Here is a 12,342-nt window from a genome sequence, read left to right as displayed (position 1 = left end):
GGGACAGTCAACCTCATGGCGCCGGTGGGGCGGTCACCGAGGGGGCTGCCGATGTCCACGGAGCGATCGGGTTGCCGGACCAGCGGGAGCCCGTCGGTACCTGCTCACCGCGCATGACGAGCGAGGACGGCCCGACGGTCGCCCCCGCACCGATGCCGGCCGCCGGCAGGACCACGCTGTGCGGCCCGAGCGTCGCGCCCGCGTCGAGTCGGACGGTGTCGAGCTGCATCACGCGGTCGTGGAACAGGTGCGTCTGGACGACCGTGCCGCGCGCCACCGACGCCCCGGAGCCGATGGTCACGAGGTCGGCCTCGGGCAGCCAGTACGTCTCGAGCCAGGTGCCGCGGCCGATCGTCGCACCGAGGCTCCGGAGCCAGACGGCCAGCGCGGGGGTGCCGGTGGCCTGCTCGGCGAACCAGGGGCGCGCGACGGTCTCGACGAACGTGTCCTGCACCTCGTTGCGCCACACGAACGACGACCACAGCGGGTGCTCCCGGGCCGTGATCCGGCCGACGAACGCCCACTTCGCGATCGTCGAGACCACGGCGGCGACGGCACCGGCGGCGATGAGCACCGGCCCGGCGAGCAGCACCGTCCACCCGATCCCGACGGCCGACCACAGCGCCAGCAGGGCTCCGGCGACGCCGAGCGCGATGGCGGCGGACACCATCGGGGCGACCAGGCGCAGCAGCTCCCAGCAGCCGCGGGCGACCTTCAGCCGCCTGGACGGACGGAACGTGCGCGCCTCGTCGAACTCCGTCGCCGCACGTCGCAGCCGCACCGGGGGCGACCCGAGCCAGGACGAGCCGCGCTTGGCCTTCTTCGGCACCGCGGACAGCACCGCCACCAGGGCCTCGCGCGGCACTGAGCGTCCGGCGCCCGTCATCCCGCTGTTGCCGAGGAACGCCCGACGGCCGACCTTCGAGCGACCGATCCGCACCCGACCGCCGCCGAGCTCGTACGTCGCCACCATCGTGTCGTCGGCCAGGAACGCTCCCGAAGCGATCTGCGTCAGCGCGGGGATGAGCAGCACCGTCGAGATCTCGGTGTCCCGACCGACCCGGGCGCCGAGCAGCCGCAGCCACACCGGCGTCACGAGCGAGGCGTACAGCGGGAACAGCAGGGTGCGCGCCGCATCGAGCACCCGCTCGGTCGACCACACCTGCCAGCCGATCCGGGAGCGCACCGGGTGCCGCCCCTCGTGCAGGCCGATGCCGAGCAGCCGCACCGCGACCACCACCAGCAGCGCGTACACCGCACCGGCGACGACCGTCGCCAGGGGGACCGTCAGCAGCGCGCGGAGCACCGCGTCCCCGAGGGTCGACGCCCGCCCGACCAGGGCGAGGGCGACCAGCAGTCCGACCGCGACACCGACCACCGGCAACCCGGCCACGGCCAGGGACCCGGCCCCGTACGCGAGCAGCCAGCGTCTGCGGGTCGGGGGGCGGGCCTCCCGGTCGTCGCGAGCCGACCCGGTGCGCTCCGCAGGCGCCCCTGCCCAGCGTTCGCCCGCGGGCACCGGGCCGCCGACGGCGGAACCCGCGGTGATCTCGGCACCCGCACCGACGTGCGCCCCGGGCAGCAGCGTCGTCCGGCTGCGCACCACGGCGTCCTCGTCGATGCGGACGTGCCCCAGGTGGAACACGTCGCCGTCGAGCCAGTGCCCGGCCAGGTCGACCTCGGGCTCGATCGACGCACGCTTGCCGATCGTGAGCATCCCGGTCACGGGTGGCAGCGTGTGCAGGTCGACGTCCCTGCCGATCCGCGCACCGAGTGCCCGGGCGTAGTAGCTGATCCACGGGGCGCCCGCCGTCGAGGGGCCGTCGACGGCCTCGGCGATGCGCTCGGCCAGCCACACCCGCAGGTGCACCGGACCGCCACGGGGGTACGACCCCGGCCGGACCCCGGCGAGCAGCAGCCGCGCCAGCACCACCGTCAGCGCCATCTTGCCGATCGGCGTCACGAACACCAGCACCGCGAGCACGAGCACCGGCCAGGGCAGCACCGGCAGGAACGGCAGCGTCGTCGCGTGCAGCACCGCAGCCACCACGGCCGTCCACGTCAGGACACGCAGCCCCCGGAGCACCTGCACCGGCAACCCGAGCAGCGTCATGAGCAGCCCGGTCGCCGGAGGCACCGGAGCGACGTCCCGCGAGGACGCCGCCACCGGACCCGACTCGTCGAGCGCCGCCGCCAGCGCACCGATCCGCGGATGGTCGTACACGTCCGCCACCGTCGTCGACGGGAACCGCTCCCGGATCGCCGACACCAGCTGCGCCGCCGTCAACGACCCGCCGCCGTGCGCGAAGAAGTCGTCGTCGACACTCGCCACCGGCACCCCGAGGATCGCCGACCACCGCTCGGCGATCCACGCGACCGTGTCCGGCAGCATCGCCGCCTCGGACGCTCCAGGTAGCGGCCAGGGCAGCGCTGCCCGGTCGACCTTGCCCGAGGTGCGCGTCGGCAGCGACTCCACCACCGCGACCAACGGCACCAGCGCCGCCGGAAGCTCCTCACGCAACCGCGCGTTCGCGGCAGTCACGTCCACCGTCGCCCCCGCCACCGGGGCGACGTAGCCGACCAGCACCTGGTTGCCCGCCGGGGTCCGCTGCACCACCGCGGCACCGCCCGCGACGTCGTCCAGCGCCTGCAGCGCCGCCTCGATCTCGCCCAGCTCGATCCGACGACCACCGAGCTTGACCTGGTCGTCCGCACGGCCCTGGAACACCAGCCCCTCCGGGTCGTACCGCACCAGGTCGCCGCTCCGGTACGCCCGCTCCCACCCGAGCTCGGGGAACGGCGCGTACTTCTCGGCGTCCTTCGCCGGGTCCAGGTACCGCCCCAGCCCGACACCACCGATCACCAGCTCACCGACGTCCCCAGGCGCAACACGGGCTCCCGACGCATCGACGACGGCCAGGTCCCACCCGTCCAGCGGCAGCCCGATCCGCACCGGTGACCCGCCGTCCATCAGCGCGCCGCACGCGACGACGGTGGCCTCGGTCGGACCGTACGTGTTCCAGAGCTCCCGATCGCGCGAGGCGATGCGCGCCGCCAGCTCCGGCGGGCACGCCTCACCACCGAAGATGACGAGCCGCACCTGCTCGAGCGCGTCGTCCGGCCACAGGGCCGCGAGCGTCGGCACCGTCGACACCACCGTGATCGTGTGCGCGATGAGCCACGGCCCCAGGTCCACACCCGTCCGCACGAGCGACCGGGGCGCCGGCACCAGCGCCGCGCCGTGCCCCCACGCCAGCCACATCTCCTCGCACGACGCGTCGAACGCCACGCTCAACCCCGCCAGCACCCGGTCGCCCGGACCGATCGGCGCCGCCTGCAGGAACATCCGCGCCTCGGCGTCCACGAACGCCGCTGCACTGCGGTGAGTGACCGCCACGCCCTTCGGCACCCCGGTCGACCCGGACGTGAAGATGATCCACGCGTCATCGGTCTCGCGGGGGAGTTCGGCGCTCGCCGCAGGGTCCGTCACCGGCAGCTCGGCGCCGGCACGGTCTCGCAGGACGCCGCCCGCGCCGATCACCCCGACGACACCGGCCTCGCCGAACACCAGGGTGGCGCGCTCCTCGGGGTCGTCGGCGTCGACCGGCACGTACGCCGCTCCGGCGGCGAGCACGGCGAGGATCGACAGGTACAGGTCACGTCCGCCGGAGGGGATCCGCACCCCGACCCGGTCTCCCCGTCGGACGCCGCGGCGGGCGAGGTCGTCGGCATGCGCGCGCACGAGGTCGAGCAGGGAGGCGTAGTCGACGCTGCCGGCAGGGTCCTCGAGGGCGGTCGCGTCCGGGTGGGTCGCCGCGGTCGCCGCCAGGACGTCGAACAGGGTCCGTGGTGCGGGTGCGTCGCCGCCGCGGGCGAGTTCGAGCTGCGCGTTCCCGGTGCCGGTGGTCATCGAGGCCTCTTCCCGGTCGCGTGCGGGACGACCGGCCCGTGATCCTAGGGGGTCGAGGTGTCCTGCTCGGGAACGGACGGTACCGCACTGGACGGCTGCGTCGTGCGCCGAGTGAGCAGAAGACGTCGGATCACCCGCCCCGACTCGGCGCGTTCTGCTCACTCGACGAGGGCACCCGCCACCAGAAGCGCGACCGGACCCGGAGGGGAGGACCTCAACGGGGGGGGGGGGGGGGGGGGGGGCGCCCCCCCCCCGCGCCTCCAGGCAGCTGGTCGCGTCAGCGACCCGTCGGTCCCGTCGGTCCCGTCGGTCCCGTCGGTTCCGTCGGTTCCGTCGGTTCCGTCGGTTCCGGTGGTCCCGCCGGTCCCGTCACCAGGCGTAGTCCTCCGGTGACGTCTGGTGCCCCGGGAAGATCTCGTCGAGACGGTCCAGCGCACGCTGGTCGAGGCGGATGTCGACGGCACGGACCGCGGACTCCCACTGCTCCATCGTGCGGGGGCCGGTGATCGGCGCGGTGACGCCGGGCTGGTGCAGCAGCCAGGCGAGGGCCAGCTCGCCCGGCGTGTGGCCGAGCTCCTTCGCGAACGACTCGTAGGAATGCAGCTGGTCGCGGTGGGCGTCCACGTACTCGGCGCTGCGGCCGGACAGGCGACGCGAGCCGTTCTCGGTCTTCTCGATGACGCCGCCGAGCAGACCGCCCTGCAGTGGCGACCAGGGGATCACGCCGAGGCCGTACGCACGCGCGGCCGGCAGGACCTCGCGCTCGACGTCGCGGACCACGAGGTTGTAGATCGACTGCTCGCTGACCAGGCCGAAGGTGTCCCGGCGCTTCGCGGCCTCCTGCGCCTGGGCGATGTGCCACCCGGCGAAGTTCGACGAGCCGACGTACAGGACCTTGCCCTGCTGGACGGCGACGTCGATCGCCTGCCAGATCTCGTCCCACGGCGTCGCACGGTCGACGTGGTGGAACTGGTACAGGTCGATGTGGTCGGTCTGCAGCCGCTGCAGGCTCGCGTCGAGCGACTGCCGGATGTTCAGGGCGCTGAGCTTGCCGCCGTTCGGCCAGTCGGTCATGTCGCCGTAGACCTTCGTGGCGAGGACCGTCTTCTCGCGGCGACCGCCACCCTTGGCGAACCACCGTCCGATGATCTCCTCGGTGGCACCCTTGCCCACCGAGCCGCCGTAGCCGTTGGCGGTGTCGAAGAAGTTGACGCCGAGCTCGTGGGCCCGGTCCATGATCGCGTGCGAGTCGTCCTCGCTGGTCTCCGGGCCGAAGTTCATCGTGCCGAGCACGGCGCGGGAGACCGACAGACCGGTGCGACCGAGGTGTGTGTAGTCCATGAGACGGGTCTACTCGTGACGCGCTGGTGGCGCCAGGCCCTGGGAGTACCGGTCGGCGGCTGGTGGCTGGTGGCTGGTGGCTGGTGGCCGGTGCCCGGTGCCCGGTGCCCGTGCTCGTCCGTGCTTGGTGCTCGTTGTGCTGGTCGGAGTAGTCAGGGGGGATCACTCGAGAGGAGCAGCCATGCCAGCCAAGGACGAGATCCCCAGCACCCTGCAGCGGTCCCCGGAGCACGCGCAGGAGATCTTCGAGAAGACCCTGGACTCGGCGAACGAGACGTACGGCCCGGGCGAGCGGGCGCACCGCACAGCGTTCGCCGCCGTCAAGCACGAGTACGAGAAGGTCGGCGACCACTGGGAGGAGAAGGAGTCCTCCGGGCCGTCCGATTCCGGAGCCGCCGGCTCCCGCGGTTCCGGCAAGACCGAGGGCGGTGTCGACGCGAACGCCTCGAAGGCGCACCTGATGGACGTCGCGAAACGGCTCGACGTCAGCGGCCGCTCGAAGATGACGAAGGACGAGCTGGTCGAGGCGATCGGCAGGGCGAACGACCGAGCGACCGCTGCTGCGCGGAAGTGACGGCGGGTGAGGCCCGTCCATTCCCGGGTCGGCATGCGGCGGTGGCGTGAGGGGGTAACGTGCCGACGATGAACATCCCAGCACTCCGCGGCAGCCGGATCCTCGGGTTCGGTCACCACCAGCCCGAACGCGTCCTGACCAACGACGAGCTCTCGACGATGGTCGACACGAACGACGAGTGGATCCGCACACGGACCGGCATCCAGACCCGTCGGATCGCCGGGCCCGACGACACCGTCACGTCGATGGCCGTCGAGGCCGGACGCCGTGCCCTCGCCGACGCCGGGGTGTCACCTTCGGCCGTCGGACTCGTCATCGTCGCCTCCACGACCCACCAGGACCGCGCACCGTACACGGCAGGTCGGGTGGCCGCCGCGCTGGGCATGACGAACGGTCCGGCGCCGATCGACATCAACACCGCGTGCAGTGGGTTCGAGTACGCGCTCGGGCTCGCCGACCAGTCCATCCGCACCGGTTCGGCCGACGTCGCCCTGGTCATCGGGTCGGAGGTGCTGTCCGGGATCGCCGACTGGACCGACCGGTCGACGTGCGTGCTCGTCGGCGACGGGGCCGGTGCCGCCGTGCTCGGGGTCGCCGAGACGCCGGAGATCGGCCCGGTGTCGTGGGGGAGCGTGCCGCACCTGCTCGACGCCGTCCGTGTGGAGGGGTCGCCGGGGCGCTTCAACCAGGAGGGGCGTTCGATCTACCGGTGGGCGATCACCGAGGCCGAGGGGCACGCCCGCAAGGTCGTCGAGGCCGCCGGGCTCTCGATGGACGAGATCGAGGTGTTCGCGTTCCACCAGGCGAACCTGCGGATCATCGAGCCGCTCGTCACCGCGCTCGGCGGGGAGTCGAAGTTCGTCATCCGCGACGTCGTCGAGTCCGGCAACACCTCGGCGGCGAGTGTGCCGCTCGGGCTGTCGAAGGCGTGGGAGCGTGGTGACCTGCCGGAGGGGGTGCCTGCGCTGCTGTTCGGGTTCGGTGGCGGGTTCGCCCACGCCGGCCAGGTCGTGACGACGCCGGTGCGGTCCTTCTAGGCGCCGTTGCACGAACGGCCCGGGCTCGGCTGCTCAGCATCCGGGCCCGGGCCCCTCTCGGTCGTCTCGGCTAACGCTTCGAGCGGGCGTCGTCCTGGCCCGGCTCGGTCCAGAGGTCCTGGTCCCCGCCCGCGCCACGCTTCCACGGCAGGGCGCGGCGGGTCTTCTCCGCCGCGGGGGTCACGGTCAGGACGATCGGGAACTCCGCCGGCGGCATGCCGAACCCGGTCCGCGACGCCTGGATCACCTTGCGCCCGAGTGCGTGGTTCCCCAGTCCACCGACGGCCGCGCCGATGCCGAACGGCAGCGCCCGTCCGAGGACGGAACCGCCCTGCCGGACGGCGAATCGCTTGATGAACTGGTCACGGACCTGTCCGCCGATGCCGTTGACCACCTGCTTCGGCAGCGAGGACGTCACCATCTCCCCCCAGAACGCCGTCCGGGCCTGACCGCCGGCCGCCTGTCCGGCGAGCTGCTTGATGAGCTGCGTGCCCGGCGCGCCGAGGATCATCGCCATCACGAGTGTGCGGGCCCGTTCCGGGTCGTCCAGCGCGATGCCGTGCACCTCGGTCACCGACTGTGCGAACAGCGCGGTGGTCTCGAGGAACCCGACCGTCTCGGCACCGCTCAGGCCGAGCGCGGCGGCCATCCCGACGCCGGGGATCACCGCACTCGCACCGACCGCGGCGCCACCGGTGGTGACCGCGGCCAGGTACTGCCGCTCGAGGATCTGGATCACCTCGGCGGGGGTCGCGTCGGGCTTGCGACGACGGATCGCGTTGACGTGCGCGACCACGACGGGGCGCTGCACGCTGATGACCCGGTCGAGCCACTTCGCCCAGCCGGTGGGCTGGACCTGCTGCGTACGGGGGGCGGACGGGGAGGGGGAGACCGGTGCGGTCGGCAGGGGCACGATCGACTGGTCCTTCGGGGCTCGGGCCATGGGTTCACCGTACGCCGCGCACGTGAGAGGGTCGCTGGATGGACACCGACCCCGCGCAGCCAGCCCTCGACGATGCCCGTCGTGCAGCCGGGTTCCTGCCCGTCGCAGAGGTCACCGCCCTCGCGCCCGCGGTCCGGGTGCTCGACCCGGCGTCCGTCCTGGTCGGAAGGGGCGTGTCGGTCCTGCCCGGCGTGGTGCTGTACCCGTCCACGACGCTCGAGACCCGGCACGGTGGGGCGATCACGGTGGCATCCGGGGCACGCCTGGGCCCCGGATCCGTGACCGTCGTCGCGTCGGCGGCGGCCGTGCACATCGGCGAGGGAGCCGAACTCGGTCCGGGACCGGTGACCATCGTCGCGGACGGGTCCGACGTCCTGGTCGGTGGTCGGGCTCGCCTGACCGCAGGGTGTCTCGTCGAGGGGCCGGCTCGCATCGGCGCGGGGGCGCAGGTGCTCGGGCCGGTGTCCGTGCGGGACGTCGAGCTCGAGGAGGGCGGCGACCACCGCGAACCCGACCCGGACCACCGCGGCGGTGTTATCAAGGGCACCGGGCCGATCCGCGGCGTGCGCGTGGGAGTCGGCGAGGTGGTGGTCGGTGGGGTGGTGGGCACCGGGGCGGTGGACACCGGGGGATCGTCCGCTCGGCCGACGGTCGAGCGTCAGCGCAGGTACCACCCGGATGCGCCGCACCGCCCGGATGCGCCACACCGCCCGAGCTGATCGTCGGGCACGCACCCTCAGCACGGGACGCCCGCGCGCCGGAGGGCAGCCCACACCCGGTCGGGCTGCATCAGGTCCGCCCACGAGAGCCGCACGACCGCCCTGACCTCGGGGAACGACCGGATGAAGTCCTCACGACGTTTCTCGCGCCAGTGCGCGTCGGAGGTGGATCGCCCGTCGAGCAGCGCGGGGTCCTCGTACTTCGCGCGGCCGTCGACCTCGACCACGACGCCCTGGTCGGGGAACCAGAAGTCCACGATCGCCGTGATCGATCCGGCCCGGGCGAACACGTGCTGCTGCACCGGTTCCGGCACCCCGAGTTCCCGGAAGCGCACGCGGCACACCGACTCCGCCGGTGACCCCTACAGCGCCGACCCCATCCCCACCGCGATCCCCGTCTTGGTCCGGGCCGAGGCCAGCGACGCGTGTTCCGCGTCCAGCGCCTCACGGTCGGCGAGCCCACGGGAGAGCACGGCATCGACGACGGGGAGTGCTTCGAGCAAGGAGCGCGTCGCAGCGACGTCGATGGCGGTCCTCGCGGCCGTCGTCACGGGTGTCGCCTGCTGATCGACGAGGACTCCGGGTGGCCGCCCCTGTGCACCGTGCCGGACGAACCACGCCGTGACGCGGGTGTGCGTCGTGGTCGGATCGGCGAGGTGCACCTTGGGTGGTGCTGTCCCGACCAGCGGGAGTCCGAGGACTGCGCACGCAGACTGGTGTGAGACGACATCGGTTGCTCGGAGTCGGTGCGCCGAGGCTCGGACGAGCACGTGGTGCTGCTCGCCGGGATGCATCCCGTCGAGTGCGTCCGGGCGGACGAGGACGCCGGGGCGGAGGCGTTCGTACCGTCCGCGGCGGACATCGCGCTCGAGTGCACGGCGTTCGGCGGAGGTCGCACCCGTCGTGCGGATCAGTTCGACGTCGTTCGCTCTGGACATGGCACCAGGCTCGCCGAACCTCGTGGCCCAGCACTCGCCATCGCCGGATCTGTGGAGGGCCGGCCGGCGACGATGACCTGTGCAGGACTGATCAGCTGCAATGCGCGTGCATCTTGCGACGATCCACGCGTCGAACGACTGGTGGAATGTCGCAGAACGCGTGCGAAGCCGCGCAGCGCCGCGCAGCGCACCGCACCGCCCGCGGCTACACCCGCGCGAGCTCCGCCCGCAGCGGCAGGTCCTGCTCCTCGAGGATGACCTGCGCGCCCACGGCCGTCCGGGCGTTCACGACGATCGGCGCGAGCAGGTTCACCGTGGTGCCGGACGCGCCGGGGTTCGCGACGACGAGCAGCATCGCGTCGACGGGGTCGGTCAGCCCGAGCCCGGCGGCCTGCTCGTCGGTGAGTTCCGGCGCGTACGTCGGCAGGTGCACCGCGGCGTCGAGCAGGAACAGCCGTGCGTCGTCGCCGACGAGCGTGAACAGCCCCTCGGCACCGTCGACCGGCGACAGCTCGAAGGCCGCGGCGGGGGCGAGCCCGAACGGCGGGACGGCGAAGGTCAGGGAGATGCTCATCGGAGGTAGTCCATCAGGGTCGGCTGCAGGACCTTCGCGGTGACGGCGAGGGCTGCCTGGTAGTTGGTCTGCTGCACCTGCAGGTCGAGGACGGCCTTCGCGAGGTCCACGTCCTCGATGCCCGCACGGCGGGTCTCGAGCGAGACGGTCGCGGACTTCAGCGAGTCCTGCGCCGCGAGTGCGGCGGCGTGCCGGACGCCGACGTCGGCCTGGGCGCCGCGGACGGTCCCGAGCGCCGTGTCGACGTCCCCGATGCGAGCGTTCACGTTCACCCCGTTCTGCAGGTCACTGACGATGGAGTCGATCATGCCGAACACCGAGTCGTCGCCGGGCCCGAAGACCGCGGTGCCGGCGGTGTCGACCCGCACCGTGGTGCCGTCGCCGACCCGACGGGACACGTCGGTGCCCGATGCCGCCCAACCCGTCGCGGGGTCGTAGGCGACAGCGGCGGTCGACGATCCCGCGAACACCGAACGGGTGCCGTAGGTGGTGTTGGCACGTGCCTCGAGGTCGGCCTTGAGCGACCGGAACTGCGTGATGAACGCGTCGCGGTCGGTGTCGCTCATGGTGCCCGAGTTCGCGGCCTGCACCGTGAGGTCGCGGACGTTGTTGAGCACCGAGTACACGCCGGACAGCGCGCTGTCCGTGGTCGCGAGCCACGCCGCGGCGTCGTTCGCGTTCCGCGAGTACTGGGCGGCTGCGGCCTGCTCCTTGCGCACCTGCATCGACGACGCGGTGCCGACCGGGTCGTCCGAGGGCTTCTGGATCGCACGCAGCGTCGTGGCCTGGTCGGTGAGCTCGGCGACCCGCGCGGCACCGGCCTGCAGCCGGGCCGAGGCGGCCGCCATCGACATCTGGGTGGTCACACGGGTGATCACGATCAGCCCCTCCCGACGAGTCCGACGCGGTTGATGATGGTGTCGAGCATCTCGTCGACCGCCGTCAGGACGCGCGCCGCGCCCTGGTACGCGTGCTGGTAGCTCAGCAGGTTGACGTTCTCCTCGTCGAGGTCGACGCCCGCGTTCGACTGCTGCTGGTTGCGCGCGTTGGTGAGCGCGAGCCCGGTCATCGTCGATTCCGACGTCGCCGACCTGGAGGCGGTGCCCACCCCCGCCACGAACGTCGCCCAGACCTGGTCGGCACCGTCCGACGACGCCCCGAGTCGCGCGAGCGCATCGGCGAACGAGTCGTCGAGTTCCCCCGCCGCGTTCCGCGTCGCCAGCCCGCTGGCGTCCGTGGGGACGACGCCGAGTGCCTGGGCGGCGGGGACTCCGGCCGCCACGGAGAAGAAGGGTGCGCCGGTGGTGCCGGCCGGGGTGGTCCCGGCGGCGTGCAGGACGTTCACGGTGGTGGCGAGTCGCGTGGCCACGGCGTCGTAGGACGCGGCGGCCTCGGCGAGTGCGCCGCCGGTACCGGTGCCGGACGCGGGTGCGAGGACCGCGAGTGCTCCACCGATCGACCCGCCGCTCAGCCCGACCGCCCCGGCCGTACCGGTGGTCCAGGTCAGGGTGACCGCTGTGCCGTCGGCCAGACGCTCGCCGCCACCGAGGGCGACCGAGCGGGCGTCGGTGCCCTGCACGATCGGGTTGCCTCCGAGGAGCACGTCGACGGTGCCGTCGGCGTTCGTCCGGGTGGTGCCGCCGGCGAGCGTGGCGATCTGCTGCGTGAGCTGGTCACGCTGGTCGAGCAGCTCGTTCGCGTTGCCGCCCGAGGCGAGCGCGGTGCGGATCCGGCCGTTGAGGTCGGCGACCTGCTCCGCGGCGCCGTTCAGCTGCGCGACCTGTCCGGTCAGGGTGCCGCGCACCGAGGACCACTGCGCGTCGACGGCCTTCGAACCGGCGGCCAGGGCGGCGACGACGGTGCCGGCGGCCCCGAGCACGGCACTGGCGGCACCCGGGTCGTCGGGGTGGCTGGCGAGTTCGCTCCAGGACGACCAGAACGCGTCGAGCTTGGCGCTCAGGCTGTCCTTGCCGGGCTCGTGCAACCCGGTCTCGAGGGCGGAGAGCGCCGTGGCACGGGCATCGGCGTAGGCCGACGAACCGGCGGCGACGCGGAGGCCGGCGTCGAGGGTCAGCGATGCCAGGCGGGCGATGCCGTCGACCGAGACGCCCTGGCCGGCGAGGGCCGCGGTGCCCCGCATGAACCCGGTCTGGGTCGCGGGGATCGAGTTCTGCGTGACGCGCTGTCGCGTGTAGCCGGCGGTGCCGGCGTTCGCGATGTTCTGGCCGGTGACGTCGATGCCGGCACGGGCCGCGGCGAGGCCGGAGTACGCGGTCGCGAGGGATCCGAAGGTGCTGACCACGGTG

General features: G+C 73.0%; 11 protein-coding genes. 3 read left to right on the top strand and 8 right to left on the bottom strand.

The features are described 5' to 3' along the window. Positions 1 to 13 precede the first annotated feature (13 nt). Positions 14 to 3,910 (bottom strand): Pls/PosA family non-ribosomal peptide synthetase, encoded by a 3,897-nt coding sequence (locus tag Q9R26_RS08610; protein WP_311227027.1) that lies wholly within the window; start codon positions 3,908 to 3,910, stop codon positions 14 to 16. 369 nt (positions 3,911 to 4,279) lie between these two features. Then, positions 4,280 to 5,251 (bottom strand): aldo/keto reductase, encoded by a 972-nt coding sequence (locus Q9R26_RS08605; RefSeq protein WP_262138024.1) that lies wholly within the window; start codon positions 5,249 to 5,251, stop codon positions 4,280 to 4,282. A 181-nt stretch (positions 5,252 to 5,432) separates the two neighbouring features. Here Q9R26_RS08605 and Q9R26_RS08600 point away from each other — a divergent pair, with 181 nt between their 5' ends. Together Q9R26_RS08600 and Q9R26_RS08595 are read left to right on the top strand one after the other, a co-directional pair. Next, on the top strand, positions 5,433 to 5,825 hold the full coding sequence (locus Q9R26_RS08600; protein ID WP_209135675.1) for a ChaB family protein: 393 nt from the start codon (positions 5,433 to 5,435) through the stop codon (positions 5,823 to 5,825). A gap of 68 nt (positions 5,826 to 5,893) precedes the next feature. Continuing rightward, the gene (locus Q9R26_RS08595) at positions 5,894 to 6,862 is read left to right on the top strand and encodes a beta-ketoacyl-ACP synthase III (RefSeq protein WP_259577732.1); all 969 of its coding nucleotides are present in this window, start codon (positions 5,894 to 5,896) and stop codon (positions 6,860 to 6,862) included. 70 nt (positions 6,863 to 6,932) lie between these two features. Here the strand turns inward: Q9R26_RS08595 and Q9R26_RS08590 are convergent, their stop codons facing one another. Then, complete coding sequence (locus Q9R26_RS08590) at positions 6,933 to 7,805, bottom strand: hypothetical protein (RefSeq protein ID WP_262138026.1); 873 nt, start codon at positions 7,803 to 7,805, stop codon at positions 6,933 to 6,935. 38 nt (positions 7,806 to 7,843) lie between these two features. Between Q9R26_RS08590 and Q9R26_RS08585 the strand changes: the two genes are divergently transcribed. Further along, on the top strand, positions 7,844 to 8,524 hold the full coding sequence (locus Q9R26_RS08585) for a hypothetical protein (RefSeq protein WP_311227026.1): 681 nt from the start codon (positions 7,844 to 7,846) through the stop codon (positions 8,522 to 8,524). A gap of 17 nt (positions 8,525 to 8,541) precedes the next feature. Here Q9R26_RS08585 and Q9R26_RS08580 read toward each other — a convergent pair whose 3' ends face one another. The 5 genes from Q9R26_RS08580 to flgK form a co-directional block, all read right to left on the bottom strand. After that, a complete protein-coding gene (locus Q9R26_RS08580) occupies positions 8,542 to 8,859 on the bottom strand; it encodes a hypothetical protein (protein WP_311227025.1) in 318 nt (105 codons plus the stop codon). A gap of 27 nt (positions 8,860 to 8,886) precedes the next feature. Then, complete coding sequence (locus Q9R26_RS08575) at positions 8,887 to 9,462, bottom strand: hypothetical protein (RefSeq protein ID WP_311227024.1); 576 nt, start codon at positions 9,460 to 9,462, stop codon at positions 8,887 to 8,889. A gap of 205 nt (positions 9,463 to 9,667) precedes the next feature. Beyond that, on the bottom strand, positions 9,668 to 10,036 hold the full coding sequence (gene fliW / locus Q9R26_RS08570) for a flagellar assembly protein FliW (RefSeq protein ID WP_311227023.1): 369 nt from the start codon (positions 10,034 to 10,036) through the stop codon (positions 9,668 to 9,670). Further along, a complete protein-coding gene (locus tag Q9R26_RS08565; protein WP_311227022.1) occupies positions 10,033 to 10,914 on the bottom strand; it encodes a flagellin in 882 nt (293 codons plus the stop codon). The genes fliW and Q9R26_RS08565 overlap by 4 nt, the downstream gene beginning before the upstream one ends. Positions 10,915 to 10,916: 2 nt before the next feature. Continuing rightward, entirely contained in the window at positions 10,917 to 12,338 is a 1,422-nt protein-coding gene (flgK, locus tag Q9R26_RS08560; RefSeq protein ID WP_311227021.1) for a flagellar hook-associated protein FlgK, read from the bottom strand. Positions 12,339 to 12,342 lie beyond the last annotated feature (4 nt).

Source organism: Curtobacterium sp. BRB10 (genome assembly GCF_031844325.1).
GTDB lineage: Bacteria > Actinomycetota > Actinomycetes > Actinomycetales > Microbacteriaceae > Curtobacterium > Curtobacterium poinsettiae_A.
The sequence above is the reverse complement of the archived record's forward strand: the minus strand, read 5'-3'. Positions and strand labels throughout refer to the sequence as shown.